18 protein-coding genes and 1 tRNA gene are annotated in these 18,537 nt (G+C 62.4%); 9 read left to right on the plus strand and 10 right to left on the minus strand.

What is annotated here, in order from left to right; translation table 11 throughout:
• Positions 1 to 48 precede the first annotated feature (48 nt).
• The 3 genes from ACZ415_RS11090 to ACZ415_RS11100 all read right to left on the minus strand — a co-directional run bounded on the left by ACZ415_RS11090 (position 49) and on the right by ACZ415_RS11100 (position 2,853).
• Positions 49 to 729, minus strand: a complete 681-nt coding sequence (locus ACZ415_RS11090; protein ID WP_344704738.1) for a Bax inhibitor-1/YccA family protein — start codon at positions 727 to 729, stop codon at positions 49 to 51.
• Positions 730 to 1,011: 282 nt separating this feature from the next.
• Positions 1,012 to 1,102 (minus strand) — tRNA-Ser (locus tag ACZ415_RS11095).
• A 35-nt stretch (positions 1,103 to 1,137) separates the two neighbouring features.
• The gene (locus tag ACZ415_RS11100; protein ID WP_344704739.1) at positions 1,138 to 2,853 is read right to left on the minus strand and encodes a potassium/proton antiporter; all 1,716 of its coding nucleotides are present in this window, start codon (positions 2,851 to 2,853) and stop codon (positions 1,138 to 1,140) included.
• 136 nt (positions 2,854 to 2,989) lie between these two features.
• Between ACZ415_RS11100 and ACZ415_RS11105 the strand changes: the two genes are divergently transcribed.
• On the plus strand, positions 2,990 to 4,126 hold the full coding sequence (locus ACZ415_RS11105; RefSeq protein WP_344704740.1) for an ABC transporter substrate-binding protein: 1,137 nt from the start codon (positions 2,990 to 2,992) through the stop codon (positions 4,124 to 4,126).
• 25 nt (positions 4,127 to 4,151) lie between these two features.
• Here ACZ415_RS11105 and ACZ415_RS11110 read toward each other — a convergent pair whose 3' ends face one another.
• Both ACZ415_RS11110 and ACZ415_RS11115 read right to left on the minus strand, forming a co-directional pair.
• The gene (locus ACZ415_RS11110; RefSeq protein WP_344704741.1) at positions 4,152 to 4,982 is read right to left on the minus strand and encodes an alpha/beta fold hydrolase; all 831 of its coding nucleotides are present in this window, start codon (positions 4,980 to 4,982) and stop codon (positions 4,152 to 4,154) included.
• Positions 4,983 to 5,045: 63 nt separating this feature from the next.
• Positions 5,046 to 5,714 (minus strand): 7-cyano-7-deazaguanine/7-aminomethyl-7-deazaguanine transporter, encoded by a 669-nt coding sequence (locus ACZ415_RS11115; RefSeq protein WP_344704742.1) that lies wholly within the window; start codon positions 5,712 to 5,714, stop codon positions 5,046 to 5,048.
• Between the two features lie 302 nt (positions 5,715 to 6,016).
• Here ACZ415_RS11115 and ACZ415_RS11120 point away from each other — a divergent pair, with 302 nt between their 5' ends.
• Positions 6,017 to 6,334, plus strand: coding sequence for an ArsR/SmtB family transcription factor (locus ACZ415_RS11120; RefSeq protein WP_344704743.1), 318 nt, complete (start codon positions 6,017 to 6,019; stop codon positions 6,332 to 6,334).
• A 12-nt stretch (positions 6,335 to 6,346) separates the two neighbouring features.
• Here the strand turns inward: ACZ415_RS11120 and sohB are convergent, their stop codons facing one another.
• Positions 6,347 to 7,420 (minus strand): protease SohB, encoded by a 1,074-nt coding sequence (gene sohB, locus ACZ415_RS11125; protein ID WP_344704744.1) that lies wholly within the window; start codon positions 7,418 to 7,420, stop codon positions 6,347 to 6,349.
• 270 nt (positions 7,421 to 7,690) lie between these two features.
• Between sohB and ACZ415_RS11130 the strand changes: the two genes are divergently transcribed.
• Entirely contained in the window at positions 7,691 to 8,005 is a 315-nt protein-coding gene (locus ACZ415_RS11130; RefSeq protein WP_344704745.1) for an SCP2 sterol-binding domain-containing protein, read from the plus strand.
• Positions 8,006 to 8,022: 17 nt separating this feature from the next.
• On the opposite strand, the gene nudC is transcribed toward ACZ415_RS11130, so the two are convergent.
• The 4 genes from nudC to ACZ415_RS11150 are packed head-to-tail and all read right to left on the minus strand — an operon-like array spanning position 8,023 to position 10,817.
• Entirely contained in the window at positions 8,023 to 8,805 is a 783-nt protein-coding gene (nudC, locus tag ACZ415_RS11135; RefSeq protein ID WP_344704746.1) for an NAD(+) diphosphatase, read from the minus strand.
• Positions 8,792 to 9,544, minus strand: a complete 753-nt coding sequence (gene dnaQ, locus ACZ415_RS11140; protein ID WP_344704747.1) for a DNA polymerase III subunit epsilon — start codon at positions 9,542 to 9,544, stop codon at positions 8,792 to 8,794. The genes nudC and dnaQ overlap by 14 nt, the downstream gene beginning before the upstream one ends.
• Positions 9,545 to 9,573: 29 nt before the next feature.
• Positions 9,574 to 10,032, minus strand: coding sequence for a ribonuclease HI (gene rnhA / locus ACZ415_RS11145; RefSeq protein ID WP_344704748.1), 459 nt, complete (start codon positions 10,030 to 10,032; stop codon positions 9,574 to 9,576).
• Entirely contained in the window at positions 10,029 to 10,817 is a 789-nt protein-coding gene (locus ACZ415_RS11150; protein ID WP_344704749.1) for a methyltransferase domain-containing protein, read from the minus strand. The genes rnhA and ACZ415_RS11150 overlap by 4 nt, the downstream gene beginning before the upstream one ends.
• Positions 10,818 to 10,870: 53 nt before the next feature.
• Between ACZ415_RS11150 and gloB the strand changes: the two genes are divergently transcribed.
• The 6 genes from gloB (at position 10,871) to ACZ415_RS11180 (ending at position 18,521) form a co-directional block, all read left to right on the plus strand.
• The gene (gloB, locus tag ACZ415_RS11155; RefSeq protein WP_344704750.1) at positions 10,871 to 11,638 is read left to right on the plus strand and encodes a hydroxyacylglutathione hydrolase; all 768 of its coding nucleotides are present in this window, start codon (positions 10,871 to 10,873) and stop codon (positions 11,636 to 11,638) included.
• 68 nt (positions 11,639 to 11,706) lie between these two features.
• On the plus strand, positions 11,707 to 12,864 hold the full coding sequence (locus ACZ415_RS11160) for a transglycosylase SLT domain-containing protein (protein WP_344704751.1): 1,158 nt from the start codon (positions 11,707 to 11,709) through the stop codon (positions 12,862 to 12,864).
• 130 nt (positions 12,865 to 12,994) lie between these two features.
• A complete protein-coding gene (locus ACZ415_RS11165) occupies positions 12,995 to 14,785 on the plus strand; it encodes an extracellular solute-binding protein (RefSeq protein ID WP_344704752.1) in 1,791 nt (596 codons plus the stop codon).
• A gap of 18 nt (positions 14,786 to 14,803) precedes the next feature.
• Positions 14,804 to 15,877 carry a microcin C ABC transporter permease YejB gene (locus ACZ415_RS11170; protein ID WP_344704753.1) on the plus strand — a complete coding sequence of 358 codons (1,074 nt, stop codon included), beginning with the start codon at positions 14,804 to 14,806 and terminating at the stop codon, positions 15,875 to 15,877.
• A gap of 3 nt (positions 15,878 to 15,880) precedes the next feature.
• Entirely contained in the window at positions 15,881 to 16,921 is a 1,041-nt protein-coding gene (locus tag ACZ415_RS11175) for an ABC transporter permease (protein WP_344704754.1), read from the plus strand.
• Between the two features lies 1 nt (position 16,922).
• Positions 16,923 to 18,521, plus strand: a complete 1,599-nt coding sequence (locus ACZ415_RS11180; protein WP_344704755.1) for an ABC transporter ATP-binding protein — start codon at positions 16,923 to 16,925, stop codon at positions 18,519 to 18,521.
• Positions 18,522 to 18,537 lie beyond the last annotated feature (16 nt).

The raw sequence follows: 18,537 nt of genomic DNA on the forward strand, positions 1-18,537 counted from the left end.
ATCGGTGTAGCGGACGCACAAGGCCTGGTTCATCGGCTATCAATTCTCTTAGTCGCTGTTCATTACGCCCAACAGAGAAAGCAGGCTGACAAAAAGGTTGTAGATGGATACGTACAGCGTGATGGTCGCCAGAATGTAGTTGGTTTCGCCTGCACGATGCACCATTTCGCTGGTTTGATAGAGTATGGCGGCTGAAGAAAACAGCACAAAGCCAGCAGATACCATCAATGACAGCGCTTCAATCTGAAAGAGCAGTGCCGCTGCCATCGCCAGTATCAGTACGATACCGCCGGCCATCAAGAAATTGCTTAAAAAACTGAAGTCCTTTTTGGTTACCAGCGCCACTGCAGAAAGGCCAAAAAATGTTAAACCGGTCATGGCCAGCGCCGTCATGATCAATTCAGCGCCGTTGGGCAGGGTCAGATAGGCAGACAGAATCGGCCCCAGAGTGAAGCCCATAAAACCGGTAAAGGCAAAGGTCGCCAACAGCCCCATTGCCGAGTCTGCCGTCTTGTGAACGAGAAACATCAGCCCATAGGCACCGATAAAAAACACGAAAATATTGATTCGCTCGATGCCCATGGCCATAGCGGCACCCGCGGTGGCCGCAGAAAACAGCAGCGTCATGGCCAGAAGCGCATAGGTGTTGCGCAGCACCTTACTGGCAGCCAGATCGCTTACCCCCTGGGCTGTTTGCGTTCTGGAAAGGCGTGATTCGTTATAAGCCATGTGAACATGCTCCGTTAGTCGTGTTCGCAACAGTCGACAAGCATGCCGCTCAAAGGTTCCGTACGCAAGTACCGGAGCGCACGGCCGCAAGAGCTTTTCAACGTCAGCAGCCCCTTTCCGTACTGTCTACCCATCAGCCTACCCATCAGCGCGAAATCCGGCGCTCCACGGGTGCATATCTCATACCGGGTTAGGTCACATGTTGACGCGGCAAATCGGCCGCTACATACGGCAGGCGACAAACGAAAAAAGCGCCCGTAGGCGCTTGATTCGTAAGCATTCTGGCGGAGGGACAGGGATTCGAACCCTGGAAGGGCTATTAACCCTTGCCGGTTTTCAAGACCGGTGCATTCAACCGCTCTGCCATCCCTCCGACGGGTGCGTACTCTACCAGCCTTGCTTTGAAAGTCAACGCCTTTCGTAAAGCCGGATGCCTACTCGGGTAACGGTGTTGCCATCCATTTCGCTGACAACCCACTGGATACCGTGCCAATCCACGTCGTCGCCCACCACCGGATGGCCGCCTACCCGCAACGCCATGAAATCAGCCAGGGTCATCTCCGGGGTACCTGAGCCCAGCGTAAGGCCGTAAGCCTGGGCAATATCTTTCATCTTTGCGCTGGCATCCAGCGTAAAAGCGCCAAAGAAAGCACGTTCCTGCTTGAATCGTGCATCGCCGTTGAACAGCCGATTGAGGGCTGCAATATCGGCTTCACGACCGATAACACAAAGGATATCGCCCATTTTCAGCCGCGTATTGCCCTTCGGGTGCAGCATGGCGTGGCGGCGAAAAAGCGCTGAAATCAGCGCACCGGAAGGAAACCGCAGCAGTCGAATAGGCACATCGTCAAGATCAAGGTTTTCCACCTCGTAGACAAACATCTCGAAATCATTTTCCGGCAAAATGCCAAGCGACCCTCGGCGGTTGGGCGCAGCGCCGTCAGGTATTTCGACTTTCATCCAGCGTGCCACCCAGGCCAGTGACCCCCCCTGTATCAACAGCGACATCAGCACCACAACAAACGCCACGTTGAAGTACAGCGCTGCGTTGGCCACCCCCGCCATCAGCGGAAAAATCGCCAGCACAATGGGAACGGCCCCGCGCAGCCCGACCCAGGCAATAAACGCAACCTCCCGAGCGCGAAAATGGAAAAACGGCCTGATTGCCAAAAAAACCGCCAGCGGCCGGGCAATAAAAATCAGCGAAAGCGCGACCAGAAAAGCGGGCAGTGCTACATCCCATAGCTGACTGGGCGTCACCAGCAGTCCCAGCACCAGAAACAACCCGATCTGGCTGAGCCAGGCAAGGCCGTCGTGGACGGGCAGAATGCAGCTGATATGACGTCCGGGCTGGTTACCGATCATCAGCCCGGCCAGATAGATCGCAAGAAAACCGCTGCCGCCCAGCACGCTGGTCAGCCCGAAAACGCTGAACCCCAGCCCCAGCGCCAGCATGGAATAAAGCCCGGGCGCCAGATCCAGCCAGCGCAGCAGCCGAGCGCTGATCCAGCCGCCGCCCACGCCTACCGCCAGGCCGATGCCAAACTGCGCTGCAAAAAACACCACCGTTTCTGTGACGCCGCCGATATCTCCGATCAGCACCTCGATCAGCATCAGCGTCAGAAAAATCGCCATGGGATCGTTGGTGCCCGATTCAATCTCCAGGGTGGCGCCCACCCGCTCATTAAGGTTGACGCCCTGCCCTTTGAGCATGGAAAACACCGCAGCGGCATCGGTAGAGCCGACAATAGCACCCACCAAGAGCCCCTGAACCAGGGACAGATCAAAAACCAGCATGGCGATGGCGCCAACCAGTGCACTGGTCAGGAGCACGCCAAAAGTCGCCAGCAGCAGCGCCGGCTTGAATCCGACGCGAAACGTCTTCAGCCGCGTACGCAGCCCACCGTCAAGCAAGATCATGGCCAGTGCCAGATGGCCAATGATGAAGGCCAGTGAGTAGTCGTCAAACTCAATGCCGAGGATGCCCTCCTCGCCGGCCAACATGCCAAGGCCAAGAAAAATCAGCAAAAGCGGTAGACCAAAAAGCGACGACAAACGACTGGCCAGGATGCTCAGCGTCATCAAGCCACCGCCCAGTAAAAAAAACGTATATATAGTGTCCATCTCTCCCCGTCTCGAACTCGCCAGCTCTGCATTATGCCATGCCGGCCAATGCTTTACCGCGGCGTGTCACAGCTCAAGCGGCGCCAGGAAAGGTAAAGCTAGCCAAGCCGTTTATCATGCGGCTACACTTCCCGGCATGATATCGATAACCGCCCCTCAGCTACGCGGCCGTCCCGTCGCAGCGCTATGCCTGCTGGCGATGCTCTGGCTTGCCAGCGCCGCCGTCAGCGCCCAGCCCAGCGGCGCAGAGGCGCCTGCCGATACGCCGCTGACACTCGATAGCGACGTTGCACTACCCGAGGGGCTGTGGCCACCGGCCAAGATCGTCATGCCCGCGCCCAGCGTTGCCGTCGCGCCCCCGGAGCCGTTGACACCGCCGCCGGTAAAAACGCTGACGATCATGCTCGACTGGTTTTTAAGCCCGCAGCACGCACCGCTGCTGCTCGCCAAGGTGCAAGGGTTTTATCAGAAAGAAGGACTTGACGTTACGCTAAGACCACCGGCCGATCCGTCCCTGCCCGCCAAGCTGCTGGCCGCCGGTGAAGTCGACGCTGCGCTGGCGCGTCAGCCTCTGCTGCATTTGCGTAACCACGACGGCAGCCGCCTGGTGCGCATCGCGACGCTGATGGAAACGCCGCTTAACGCGGTGATCGTGGCCGGTGACGCCGCTTCCAAGGAGCTCGACGCGCTGGCCACGCGCACCTACGGCTACGCCACGCAAGAAGGGGCTGAACTCATCGTACCGCTGCTGGTGCCGGATAGCGTGCGCCAGACGGACGGCTATACCGCTCCGCGCAACGTGCACTACAGCGGCGAACGCGAACTGCGCCAGGGCAATATCGACATCATGGTGGACGGCTTTGACCACGCGCTGCCCACTCGGCTGGCAACCGACGGCATCGCGACTCGCGTGATTCCCTACACCGAGCTGGGGCTGCCGGTGCACGACGGCCTGATTCTGATGATCAACGGCGATACGCTCAACGAGCGCAAGCTCACCTGGCAACATCTGACCGCGGCGCTGGGCCGCGCTACCCGCTGGATTGCGCAAAACCCCAAGCGCGCCTGGCAGACCCTGATTGAGGCCTATCCGGTATTGGACAACAGCGCCAACGAAGCCGCTTGGCCGGCGCTGGTACGCCGCATGGCGCTGCGTCCGGCCGCGGTGGACAGCCGGCGCTATCGGCGCCTGGAAGCGTTTTTACAGGATCGCGGTATCACCGACGCTCGCCTGCCCACGTCAACGCTGGCAGCCGATCCCCATGCGCTATAGATTGATGCGCTGTAGATGATAGCCATCAGGCGCCATGCGGATGTGCGCCCAGAAACCTTTCTACCGCCTGGCGAAAGGCATCCGGCTGGTCGGCGTGCAGCCAGTGGCCGGCCTCTTTAAGCGTAATGAGCCGCGCTCCGGGCAGCACGCCGCGCAGCGTTGGCAGCATGGCGTCTTCCACGTAGTCGGACTGCTCCCCGCGCAGCACCATGGACGGGCCATCAAAGGGCGCCTGGCCTGCCGGCGGGGCGATAATATCGGCATAGCCGTCCATGATGCGGTCAAGGTCCACGCGCAGCGCCAGCTCATCGCCGTCACGCTGAAGGTTGGTCGCCAAAAAAAGGCGCACAGGGCGCGATTCGATGTGGCGTGCCAGCAGCGCATCGGCTTCGCGGCGGTCTTTGGGGTGGCCCTGCTGAAGCTCGCGCATGGCGGCAAAAATGCGGTCGTGGCCGTGCTGATAGGCCACCGGGGCAATATCGGCAACGGTCAGCGTCGCGACCCGGCCGGGGTTTCTGCGCGCCAGGCTCATGGCCACTTTGCCGCCCATGGAGTGGCCCAGCACGTGGGCCCGCTCGATACTGAGCCGGTCCATCAGCGCGACCACGTCGTCGCTCATGGAAAGATAGCTCATGCCGTCGGCGTGGGGCGAGCGCCCGTGATTGCGCAGATCCACCGCCACCACTCGGCGCTGATCCTGCCAGGCGCGCATGTGCGAGCGCCAGTTATCCGCGCTGCCCAGCAGGCCATGCAAAATGATCAGCGGCAGCTCACCGCTGCCCGGCTCCCCGCTGTCAAGGCAGTACAGCTGCACCGCAGAAGACTCAGGCACGGAAGGCTCGGATACAGGCGGCATAGAAGCTCCTTATCATCATGAAATTCAAGCGCGGCGGCTTTGCCGGCGTGCGGCCCGGCATCCCTAGGCCACGCTGGGGATAGCGTCGGCCGTCCCCGTCCAGGTTCTCATCTTGCGCGTCAGCCAGGCCAGCAAAACGCCGTAGAGCGGCAGAAACAGCACCATGCTGATCCCCAGCTTGATGGCATAGTCCACCAGCGCAATTTCCAGCCAGTTGGCCGCCATGAAAGCGTCCGGGCTTTGATAAAACGCGGTAAAGAAAAACGCCAGGGTATCGGCAAAGTTGCCGACCACCGTGGAACATACCGGCGCGACCCACCACGCCATTCGACGCAGGCGGTTGAAGACGTGAACGTCAAGGGTTTGGCCCACTACATAGGCCATAAAGCTGGCAAGGGCAATGCGGGCCACGAAGATGTTCCATTCTCCCAGCGCAGCAAGGCCGGCATATTCCCCCTGGGGAAACACCACCGATACCACATAGGAGACCGCCAGCGCCGGCAGCATGACGCGCTGCACAATGGTTTTGGCCGGCTGCTTGCCGAACAGCCGCACCGTTAAATCCGTTGCCAGAAAAATAAACGGGAAGCTGAACGCCCCCCAGGTCGTATGCAGGCCAAACAGCATAAACGGCAGCTGCACCAGATAGTTACTGGCGGCGATGATGGCAATATGAAACGTCACCATCACCAGCAGGCAGCGACGATACTGCAGGTCAGTCAGGACAAACATCGACAGATTTCCTTTTTATGACATGAAAAACGAAGGGGTGAGGGAACCCTTCTGCACACGGCGGCCGTATTATACGCCACGCCCGGCGGAAAAACAGCGCCGGGCCGAATAGCATATCCAGCACAGCGCAACTGCTGTCGGCGACAGTCGTTGAACTACCATTGATACAGCGTTGAATGACGAACGAATCAACTGCGCTAATGTACGAACTACGCTAATGTACAAAAACGTAAATAATCGACAACAACGTAACGCACGCCGCGTCTTCATGAATGTCAGGAGCTATATGCCAGGAGTCTCCCATGCCTAGCTTTTCTCACGCCGCCATGCATCTGCTCAACAATAACAGCGACGCGATTGATACCGGCGCCAGCCTTCTCAAGGCCATGGCCAATGCCAAACGGCTGCGCATTCTGTGCCTGCTGGCCGAAGGCGAGATGTCGGTCACCCAGCTGAACCGGCGGCTGGTACTGAGCCAGTCGGCGCTGTCTCAGCATCTGGCCATTCTGCGCCAGCAAGCGCTGGTGACAACGCGACGAGATTCGCAGACGATCTACTATTCCCTGGCAAGCGATACCGTCAAAGCCGTCATACAGGCGCTGGCCCATAGCAGCGGCTAGCACAGGCCGGCTTTAGTGCTTGTGCCAGCGCGTAGCGCCGAGTGCGCTCACGGCCCTGACAACGGCGCCTTCTGCACCCCGGGCCAACGCAATGCCCAGCCGATCGCTCAGGCGCCGCGGCGCTTCAAGCCAGACGCACACCACACGGGCATGCGCCATACGCTCGACCAGATAGGCCTCGCTGGTTTGCACGCTGTCCACCAGGCCGCGCTGCTGCGCTTCGCTGCCGTACCAGATTTCTCCGGTAGCAAGCGCTTCGATGTCGATCCCGGCACGGCGCTTTGCCACGTAGTCCTTGAAAAGACGGTGGGTATTTTCCAAGTCCTCGACAAACTTCGCGCGCCCTTCTTCGGTATTTTCACCCAGTACCGTCAAGGTGCGCTTGTGCTTGCCGGCGGTGAGCAGTTCAATATCAACGTCGTAACGCTTGAGCAGGCGATGCACGTTGGGAATCTGGGCCATTACGCCGATAGAGCCGATCACGGCAAAAGGGGCTGCCTTGACATGGCCGGCGCTGCAGGCCATCAGATAGCCGCCGCTGGCGGCTACCTTGTCGATACACACCGTAGTGGCAAGCCCGGCTGCCGCCAGCCGTTCCATCTGCGCTGCGGCCAGGCCGTGGGCGTGCACCAGCCCGCCACCGGACTCCAGGCGCACCACGACCTCGTCGTCGCTTTTCGCCACGCGGATAACCGCGGAGACTTCCTCGGCAAAATGCTCGGTTGCAGACGCCTGGATATCACCGTGAAAATCCAGCACCCATACTCGCGGGCCCGCCCCCTGTTCGCTGTCATCGCCTTCTACCGGCGGCCGCGCCTTTTCCTGCTGACCGGCCTGGGCTTTTTTGCCCCGCAGAGAAAACCGCGCCCGCCACCGGCCGCGGCGTTTTTTATCCCCACGGCCGGCCTGGTCCAAAAAGCGATGGCGTTTATCACGCTGGTCATTAAGCACCTCGGTATGCAGCGTCAGCGCGTCGTCGGTGTGGTTTTTGCCTCGCCTGATTACCAGCAAGGCAAGCGTGGCAAAGCCGATAACGATGGCGGCCTGGATAAGAAACGTAACGATATTGAGGATCCACTCGTTCACTGGCGATCTCCTTGTTATGGCGGCGCATGGCACGGGTAATAAATAGTGGGGATGGGCAAAAGGGCAAAAGAGCAAAAGGGCAAAAGGGCAAAAGGGCAAAAGGGCAAAAGGGCAAAAGGGCAAAAAATGAAACAGACACAAAACCCGACTAGCACGCCTTTTTCGCGCGCCTGCGGCGACGTGTTAGGCTTCGGCATCAGCCCCAAGCCGACGGCAATGCCCCGTCGGTGAACGGCTTACGTTAAACGCCGGCCAAAAGAGATCCGATTCATGCCCTCCCCCACACCGCTTGAAAAAATGCACGCCCGCTTTGACCCCGAAGCCGCCCGGGCCATGCACGAAGTCTTCCAGTTTCACTTCACCGACCTGGGGGATTACTACCTGCGCATAGACGACGGTACACTCGCCGTTGAAGCCGGCGAGCACGATGATCCTTCGGTCAGCCTGAGCCTGTCGAGTGACACCCTCAAACGGCTGATGCGCGGCGAAATCAGCGGCATGAGCGCATTCATGAGCGGCCAGCTTAAAGCCACCGGCAACGTGATGCTGGCAACCAGACTAAGCCGGCTGTTTCCCGGCAAGTAGCCCCAAAAGCCCCGCCGCTACTGCCGGCACTGAGCAAGATGCGCCTCGATCAGCTCACGCGCAATGGAATAAGGCGCCGGCAGGCCGGGCAGCCGGCGCGGACTGAACCAGGCCGCATCGCTGATTTCATCTTCATCAATGCGAATGCGCCGCGTTGTGGCTTCAGCGAAAAACCCCATCATCAGCGAATGCGGAAACGGCCATGCCTGGCTGCGGTAGTAGCGAAGGCGGTGAATATGCACGCCGACTTCTTCGTACACTTCACGGTATACGGCTTCTTCGGCCGACTCGCCGGGCTCGATAAACCCGGCAAGCGTGGAATACTGCCCCGGGCGAAAGCGCGGGCTGCGCCCCAGCAGCATGTTTTCCCCGGAAGTCACCAGGGTGATGATACACGGTGAAATGCGCGGATAGTTGCGATGGCCGCAGGCATCACAGTGCATGGCAAACTCCGCAGAAAGCCTTGAAGTCTGAGCCCCGCAGCGCCCGCAAAAGCGATGATTCTGCAGCCAGGCGCCCACCTGCAGCGCCGTGGAGAGAAGGCTGAACCACCGGCTGGAAAGCACCGCCAGCCATTCCCGCCCGTTGAGCCAGCCATCCTTGGGCTCGGAAGCAAAGGCCAGCGCTACCGGCTCGTCGTCCCAGTAGCAAAGCGGCTGCATGGTCTCATCCCAGCGCTGCCAGGGCTGCAAAGGCACTTCGCCGTGATGGCCGCTCCCCGGCGCCGGCGCCACCCGATTGCCGGCGATCACCACCACACGGCCCGCCCCGGCATCGGCAGGAATTTCACGCCTGAGCATCGTCACCCCCGCCGTTTGCCCAGCGAAGGCCGTGAGCCTCGCACTTGGCCCGGTGCGCGTTTTCCTCTTCCGCCGTCGGGGGGGTAACGCGCAGCGCATTCGGCGCCAGAGAAAGACGCCTTATCGCCAGGCCGCTTTGCTGCGCACTGGCTGGCCGGTCGCGCTCGCTCTGGTCTTGCCCGGCCTCGGCATCCAGCACCAGTGCGGTCTGGCCGCCGGTCATCGCCAGATACACATCGGCTAGAATTTCCGAGTCCAGCAGCGCTCCGTGCAAAACGCGGTGGGCGTTGACGATATCGTAGCGCTTGCACAGCGCGTCCAGCGTGTTGCGCTGGCCCGGGTGCATCTTCCGCGCCATGGTCAGGGTGTCGAGAATCGCACAGTGATCGGCAACCGGCCCCAGCGGCGTTTGCCGGTGCGGATTGATCTGTGCAAGCTCGTGGTCGATAAAGCCCACGTCAAAGGGCGCGTTGTGAATCACCAGCTCGGCGCCTTCGATAAACGCCCAGAACGCATCGGCTATCTGGGCAAAAGTCGGCTCGTTGGCCACTTTTTCGTTATCAATACCGTGTACCGCTACCACTTCGGCATCAATATGACGCTCGGGATTAATATACTGATGGTAGGTGCGTCCGGTTAGTCGCCGATTGACCATTTCCACCGCGCCGATTTCCACCAGCTTGTGCCCCTGTTTGGGGTCGATGCCGGTGGTTTCGGTATCCAGTATGATCTGGCGCATCTTGTCTCTCCTGGCTTGGCTGCTAGCGCTTACGTATGCTCATCAATGGCCTGATTGGCCAGCGCATCGGCACGCTCGTTGCCGGGATGGCCGCTGTGGCCCTTGACCCAGTGCCACTCTACCCGGTGGCGCTGGGTCTCGGCGTGCAGCGCCTGCCACAGTTCGGCGTTTTTCACCGGCTTTTTGGCCGCCGTTTGCCAGCCGCGCTTCAACCAGCTGTGAATCCACTGGGTAATCCCCTGGCGGACGTATTGCGAATCGGTCCAGATAGCGACCTCGCAGGGCGTATTCAGCGTGCGCAGGGCCGTGATTGCGGCCATCAGCTCCATGCGATTGTTGGTGGTGTGGGCTTCAAAGCCGTAGCGTGTGGTTTCATGTTCACCGCTTTGCAAGACCAGCCCCCAGCCGCCCACGCCGGGATTGCCCCGGCAGGCGCCGTCGGTATACACCGTTACGCGCGGCAAATGCGTACTTGCTTGTTCGCTCAACGTTTATGTTCCTCGTAGCACTTTTCTCGTACTGGCGCTGCGTGACCGCGTGCCACCCCGGCAGGCTGCGGCGCGGTGGGCGGACGCAGCCCGAACTTCAGCCGCTGGACGGGCGCCTGATAGCGCCGGCGACGGGCGCGAATCATATAGCTGATTCCCAGCGCCAGGTTATGCCGCCGCCCCAGCGTTTCCCAGCAGCCGCCGGGGCTGCGTTTGCCAAAGCCAAAACCGCAATAGTCTACCCGCTCGATTTCAAAATCGACAAACGCCAGCCAGTCGCGCAGCCGGCCCGGCGTATACCAGCGCCCGTTGCCCGGATACATGCGCCGCCGGCGCCCCAGCCGATAGGCAAGCGTTGCAAGCCCCAACGGCTGAAATCCGAAAACAATCAGCGTGCCGCTGTCGCGGGTAACCCGCGCCGCCTCGGCCAGCACCCGATGGGCATCCGGGCCGTGTTCCAAAAGATGATGCAGCAAGGTGAGATCCAGACACTCATCGGGCAGCGCCAGCGCTTCGGGCAGACAAACCAGCGTCGCCCTGGCCCGGGCGCAGGCGCGGGCCGGCGCCCACTGTACGACATGGGCCGGGCCTGCGCTGGGAATATGCGATAAAAGCGATGGGCCCATGGAAAGCTCAAGGCCGTGCTGGTCAGGGCGTGACTGGAGCACCGGCCCCAGACAGGCCGCCTGCGCCTGCATCAGCGCTTGACCGCGCCCCGAGGCCCAGTAACGCCGGCTACAGGCCAGCCGCTCGCGCCATTCGGCTTGCCCCTGCGAAGTTGACATACACAGCACTCCCCTCCAGAGTAGCGTCGTTTTTGACCAAAGGATCTCGCCCCATGCTGAGCGTGACACCGATACCCGCCTTTAGCGATAATTATATTTGGCTGTTGCGACAAGATGCGAGCCAAAAGGTTTGCGTGGTGGACCCGGGTGACGCCGCTCCGATCATGGAAGTGCTCGAACGTGAAGCGCTGGAGTTGGAAACCATCCTGATCACCCACCATCATCACGACCATACCGGCGGGCTTGACGAGCTGACCAGCCGCTATTCGCCCCAGGTTATCGGGCCGGACAACCCAGCCATTGCCGGCATTACCCGAGCGGTAGGCGAAGGCGACGAAGTGCGCGTTATGGGGCGTCTTTTCGAAGTCATGGCGACCCCGGGGCACACGCTGGATCACATCAGCTTTTTTACCCCGGGTATTCCATCGCTGCTGTTTTGCGGCGACACGCTTTTTTGCGCCGGCTGTGGCCGGCTGTTCGAGGGCTCACCGGAGCAGCTGCATCAGTCACTGAAGCGCTTCGCTGCGCTGCCGGAAGAAACTCTGGTCTTTGCCGCCCACGAGTATACCCAGGCCAATTTGACCTTTGCCCGCCAGGCCGACCCGGACAACGAAGACGTCGCCTACGCGCTGCAGGAAAGCCGGCGTGCCCGCGAAGCCGAACGCCCCACGCTTCCCAGCACCATCGGCCGTGAACTCAATATCAACCCCTATCTGCGTGTCCATACCGCAAGCGTGCGCCACGCCGCCGGGACCCAGGGGGCCAACAATAGCGATCTTGCCACCCTCACCACGCTCAGGGAATGGAAAAATCGTTTCTAGCCGCCGCCGGCTGGCCGGTGCGGCGGGGAGCAGACACTGTTGATCAACGCTTTTATTGTGACTCGCCCATGACCTACCACGCCCTATGCCCGCGCTTTTTACGGGCCACCGCCGGCGCATTTATTGCCGGTGTGCTGATGCTCGCCGCCGGCCAGCCGGCGATGGCCGAAAGCCAGCATATAGACGCCGCGCCCGCAATCGACTCGGCGCCTTCTTCATTTTGGGACGCTCTGGACGCCACGCCGCAAAACGCCTGGTCGCAGCTGCGCAAAAGCTTTGCCTGGGATATCAACGCCCTGCCGCCCGATGCCCGGGCGCGCGTTGACAAGTGGATCGCTCGCTACCGCCAAAGCCCGCAAAACATTGCCAGCATCACCCGGGAGGCCAAGCCCTGGCTTGCCTGGATTATCCAGCAGGTAAACGCACGCGACCTGCCGGGCGAAATCGCTTTGCTGCCGTTTATCGAAAGCTCGTTTGACCCGGCGGCACGCAGCCACCGCGGCGCCGCCGGCCTTTGGCAGTTCATGCCGCGCACCGGCGATGCGCTCGGGCTTTTGCGCAACGGCCGCTACGACGGCCGGCTTGACGTCACCGCCTCCACCCAGGCCGCCCTGGGCTATATTGAATCCCAGGCCGAGCGCTGGTACGGCGGCGATATCGCGCTTTCCCTGGCAGCCTACAACGCCGGCGCCGGCACGGTGAACAAAGCCCGCCGCCGTGCCCAGCGTCAAGGGCGGGGCAGCGACTACTGGTCGCTCGATCTGCCGGGCGAAACCATGCAGTACCTGCCCAAGCTGTACGCCATCGCGGAAATTATCGGCCATCCCGAGCGCTACAGCGTCCGCTTGCCCGACATCGGCGCCGCCCCGGCTTTTGCCGAGATAGCGCTGGACCGGCCCATAACGCTGACCCGTCTTTCCCGCCGGCTGGACATCAGCTCGCAGCGCCTGGCCAAGCTCAACCCTGGGGCGCTGCAAAACACCCTAAGCCCCCGCGACGGCTCGGTGCTGCTGGTACCGCGGGAGGCCAACCGGCGCACGCTGACAGCTCTTGCGGGCGCCGATGATTCACCGGCGCAGGCGACCCACCGAGTTGAAAGCGGCGACAGTTTAACCGCGATTGCCATGCGCTACGATGTCAGCACCCGGGACCTGATGCGCTGGAACGCCATTGAACAGCCCCGTACCCTGCAGCCCGGGCAGCTGCTCACGCTGACAGACGGCTGACCCCAGCGCCCGCGCGCCGCTGCACAGGAGGCAAGCTGCCATGCGTCACAGGCTACGTAGCGGGAACCGAAAAGCATTCGCTGCCGCCCGGCTCGCGTTCGGGGCGGCCCTAGGCATCGCCCTGAGCGCCATGCCGGCAAGCGCCGCCGATGACAGCGGCGCGCCGCCCTCCTTCCAGCCGGCGCTTTCGCTGTACGGCGAGCCGGCCCTTGGCGACGACTTCGACCACTTCCCCCACGTCAACCCGGACGCCCCCCGGGGCGGCACCATGGTGCGTACCGCCGTAGGCGGAAGCTTCGATTCCACCAACCCCTTTATCATTCGCGGCACGCCGGCCAGCAACGTAAACCTGATCTACGACACCCTGATGGAAGCCAACCCCGGCGAGCCGTTCAGCCTCTACGGCCTGGTGGCCGAAGACGTGCGCATCGCCCCGGACCGCCGCTGGATCGAGTTTGACCTGCGCCCAGCGGCGCGCTTTCAGGACGGCGAGCCGCTCACCGCCGAGGACGTGGTCTTCAGCCTGAATATTCTCCGTGAGGAGGCCAACCCTTTCTACCGCAGCTACTACGCCGGCGTGGATGAGGCCGTGGCGATGTCGCCCCACCGAGTGCGCTTTACCCTCAACGACCCCGAATCCCGGGAGCTGCCGCTGATCGTCGCCCAGATGCCGATTCTGCCCAAACACTACTGGGACGCGCGCGATTTCACCAAGCCTACTCTGGCCGCCCACCCGGGCTCCGGCCCCTACCGTATTGATGAGGTCGACCCCGGCCGGCGCATCGTCTACGCCCGGGACCCGGACTACTGGGGAAAAGACCTGCCGGTCAACGTCGGCCGGCACAACATCGGCCGGCTGGTGTTCGACTACTACCGCGACCGCGACATCGCCTGGGAGGCGTTCAAGGCCGGCCTCACCGACTACCGCACTGATGCCCGCGCCGCCACCTGGGCCATCGGCTACGACTTTCCCGCCTATGAAAAGGGACTGGTCAAGCGCATCACCGTGCCCGACGTCAACCCGTCGCGAATGCAGGCCTTCGTCTTCAACCTGCGCAAAGATAAATTTGACGACCCCCGCGTGCGCGAGGCGCTGAGCCTGACCTTTGACTTTCCCTGGCTCAACACCAATATTTTTTACGATAGCTATCGGCGCACCCGGAGCTTTTTCCAGAACTCGCCCATGCAGGCCGAGGGGCTGCCCTCGGATGACGAGCTGGCGCTGCTTGCACCCTTTCGCGACGAGCTGATCGCCTCCCACGGCTCCGACGCGCTGTTTACCCGGCCGCTGCCCATTGACCAGCCCGAGGCCCTGCGCCCGCGGCTGAAAAAGGCCCTTGAGCTGCTGTATGACGCCGGCTATACGGTCAAGGACGGCACGCTGATCGACGCAGACGGTGCCCCGCTGCGCCTGGAAGTGCTGCTCTACGACTCCGGCCTTGAGCGGGTGGTTCAGCCGATGCTGCGCAACATGGCGCGCCTGGGCGTGCAGACCTCGATTCGCATCGTGGATATCAGCCAGTACCTGAACCGGCTGCGAAGTTTTGACTTTGACATGGTCATCAGCCAGTTTCCTCAGTCCAACAACCCCGGCAACGAGCAGCGGGATTTCTGGACCAGCGACGTGGCCAACCGCCCCCAGAGCCGCAACGTGATGGGCCTTGAAAACGAGGCGGTGGATGCGCTGGTGGAAGAGCTGATTAGCGCCGACAGCCGCGAAGCGCTCAATACCGTCACTCACGCGCTGGACCGGGTGCTGCGCTGGGGCTTTTACGTGATTCCGCACTATCATTCCGGAGAAACCCGCATCGCCGTGTGGGACAAGTTCGGCTACCCCGAGCCGTTTCCCGCGTACGGCATGGATCTGGACGCCTGGTGGGTCGACCCCGAACGCGCCGAGCAGCTGGAAGAGCGGCGTTAACCACACAAGGAGCTGCCCGTGGCCCGCTACACCCTGCGCCGACTGCTGTTGATGATTCCCACTCTGGTGGGCATTTTGCTGCTCAACTTTATTATCGTGCAGGCCGCGCCCGGCGGCCCCATCGATCAGATGCTGGCGCGCTTCGAGAACGCCGATGCCATGGCCAGCACCCGGCTGGATACCGGCGGCGGCGACATTACCGTCAGCGACGATTCCCGGGGTGCGCGGGGCATCGACGAGCGCTTCATCCAGCAGCTGGAAGAACAGTTCGGCTTCGACAAGCCCGCCCACGAGCGCTTTCTGGGCATGCTCGCCGACTACGCCACCTTCGATTTCGGCACCAGCTTCTTTCGCGACCGGCCGGTGATCGACCTGATGATCGAACGGCTGCCGGTATCGATTTCGCTGGGGCTGTGGAGCACGCTGCTGGTGTATCTGGTGTCGATCCCGCTGGGCATTCGCAAGGCGCTGCGCCACGGCTCACGCTTTGACGTCTACTCCTCGGGGTTTGTCATCGTCGGCTACGCCGTGCCCGGCTTTCTGTTCGCCATCCTGCTGATCGTGCTGTTTGCCAGCGGCGCGTATTTCGACTGGTTCCCCCTGCGCGGGCTGACCTCGCCGGGCTTTGCCGAGCTGTCGGCCTGGGGCAAGGTCAAGGATTACGCCTGGCACATGACGCTGCCGGTGCTCGCCGCCTCCATCGGCAGCTTTGCCACCCTGACCATGCTGACCAAAAACAGCTTTCTCGACGAAATTCACAAGCAGTACGTGCTCACCGCCCGGGCCAAGGGTGCCGACGAGCGGCGGGTTCTCTACGGCCACGTGTTTCGCAACGCCATGCTGATCATCATCGCCGGACTGCCCGCCGCGCTGGTGGGCATCTTCTTTACCGGCGCGCTTCTGATCGAGGTGATTTTCTCGCTGGACGGGCTGGGGCTTCTGGGCTTTGAGGCGGTGATGCAGCGGGACTACCCGGTGATCTTCGGCACGCTTTTCTTGTATACGCTGGTGGGGCTGGTGCTCAAGCTGGTGTCGGACTTGACCTATGTGTGGGTGGACCCGCGCATCGACTTTGCCACTCGGGAGGCTTAAGCCATGCGCCTGTCACCGCGTCTATCCCCCATTACCCGCCGGCGGCTTGCGGCGTTCAAGAGCAACCGCCGGGCGCGGGTCTCGCTGTGGCTGTTCGTGGCGCTGTTTGTGCTGAGCTTGGGTGCCGAGCTGATCGCCAACGACAAGCCCCTCGTCATGCAGTTTGACGGCGAGTGGTACGCGCCGCTTTTGTACGACTACCCGGAAACCGAGTTCGGCGGCTTTCTACCCACCCGGGCGGACTACCTGGACCCTTTCATGCAGGAGCAGATCAGCGAACGCGGCTGGGCGCTGTGGCCGCCGGTGCGCTTTTCCTACCAGACGCTGGACATGCAGATGACCCGCCCCTCGCCCGCACCGCCCAGCGCGCGCCACTGGCTGGGCACCGACGACCAGGGCCGGGACGTGCTGGCCCGGGTGATCTACGGCTTTCGCCTGTCGGTGGTGTTTGCCCTGGTGCTCACCGCGGGCTCGCTGGTGCTGGGCGTGGTGATTGGCGGCGTGCAGGGCTACTTTGGCGGCAAGGTGGATCTGATCGGCCAGCGCCTGACCGAGATCTGGTCAGGGCTGCCGGTGCTGTTTCTGCTGATCATTCTGGCAAGCTTTGTTCAGCCCGGCTTCTGGTGGCTGCTGGGGGTGATGCTGCTGTTCTCCTGGCTGGGGCTTGTCGATATCGTCCGCGCCGAGTTCCTGCGCGCGCGCAACCTGGAGTACGTGCGCGCGGCCAGGGCCATGGGGCTGCCGTCCCGGCTGATCATGTGGCGTCACGTGCTGCCCAACGCCATGGTGGCAACGCTGACATTCATTCCGTTTCTGTTTACCGGCGCGATCAGCACGCTGACCGCGCTGGACTTTCTCGGCTTTGGCCTGCCGCCGGGCTCGCCGTCGCTCGGGGAGCTGGCCGCCCAGGGCAAGAACAACCTGCACGCGCCCTGGCTGGGCATCACCGCCTTTTTGACGCTGGGGGTTATGCTTTCGCTTTTGGTATTCATCGGCGAAGGGCTGCGCGATGCCTTCGACCCGCGCCACGCCGGAGGACGCTGATATGACGCCACCTGTAACGCCGGCGCTTGTGTCCGTTGAGGGATTGTCTATCGCCTTTGACGGCGTACCCGTGGTGGAAGACCTCTCACTTGAAGTAAACGCCGGGGAAACCCTGGCGCTGGTGGGCGAGTCCGGCTCGGGCAAGTCGGTCACCGCGCTGGGGCTTTTGAACCTGCTGCCGCCCAACACCCGGGTAAGCGGAGCGCGCCGTCTTGAAGGCGTGGACCTGGCCACGCTTTCACCGCGCCAGTGGAACGCCGTGCGCGGCGGCCAGGTGGGCTTTGTGTTTCAGGAGCCCATGACCTCGCTCAACCCGCTGCATAAAATCGGCAAGCAGATCGCCGAAACCCTGCGCCTGCATCAGGGGCTTAGCGGCGCGGTGGCGAAAGCCCGCTCCCGAGAGCTTTTAGAGCGGGTTAAGCTGCCCCGGGCAGACGAGCTGCTCAACGCCTGGCCGCACCAGCTCTCCGGCGGCCAACGCCAGCGGGTAATGATCGCCATGGCCATTGCCAACAACCCCCGAGTGCTGATCGCCGACGAGCCCACCACCGCGCTGGACGTCAGCGTGCAGCAGGAGATTTTGGCGCTATTGCGCGAGCTGCGCGACGAATACGGCATGGGGCTTTTGTTCATTACCCACGACCTGAATCTGGTGCGCCGCCACGCTGACCGCGTATGCGTGATGCGCGCCGGCCGCGTGGAGGAAACCGGCGCGGTAGGCGACGTGTTTCACGCACCGCAAACCGCCTACACCCAAGCGCTGTTAGCCGCCGAGCCCGACGGCCGCCCCGCACCGGTAACGAACGTGGCACCGCTGCTCACCGCTAAACAGCTCGCCGTAAGCTTCCCCCGCCCCAAACGCGGGCTGTTGGGTGCCGCCCCGCCGGCGTTTAACGCCGTTCAGCCGCTGGATTTAAGCCTGCGGCCGGGGGAAACCCTGGGCATTGTCGGCGAGTCCGGCTCGGGCAAGACCACGCTGGCCTCGGCGATTATGCGGCTGGTGGCAAGCCGGGGTGAGGTAGCGCTCGGGGAGGACCGGCTGGATCGGCTCAAGGGGGCTGCCCTGCGCCGCCGGCGTCACCGCCTGCAGATGGTATTTCAGGACCCCTACGGGGCGCTGTCGCCGCGGATGCCGGTGTTCGATATCGTCAGCGAAGGCCTGCGCTTTCACTTCCCGGGGCTTGACGAGCAGCAGGTGCGCGAGCGGGTCTATCAAACCCTTGAAGACGTGGGCCTGCCCCAAAGCGTGGCGGCGCGCTACCCCCACGAGTTTTCCGGCGGCCAGCGCCAGCGCATCGCCGTGGCCCGGGCGATTATTCTGGAGCCTGAGCTTTTGGTGCTGGACGAGCCCACCTCAGCGCTGGACCGCCAGGTGCAAAAGCAGCTCATCGAGCTTTTACGCCGGCTGCAGGCCGAGCGCGGGCTGGGGTATCTGTTTATCAGCCACGATCTGGCCGTGGTCCGCGCCGTGGCGCACCGAGTCATCGTGCTCAAGGACGGCGAAGTAGTCGAACAGGGCGAGTGCGAGGCGCTGTTCAACGCCCCGCAGCACGCCTACACCCGCCGGCTGGTGGAGGCGGCCAAACCGGCTTGCGTATAGCGACATACCGGGGGGA

The organism is Halomonas cibimaris (genome assembly GCF_055379665.1).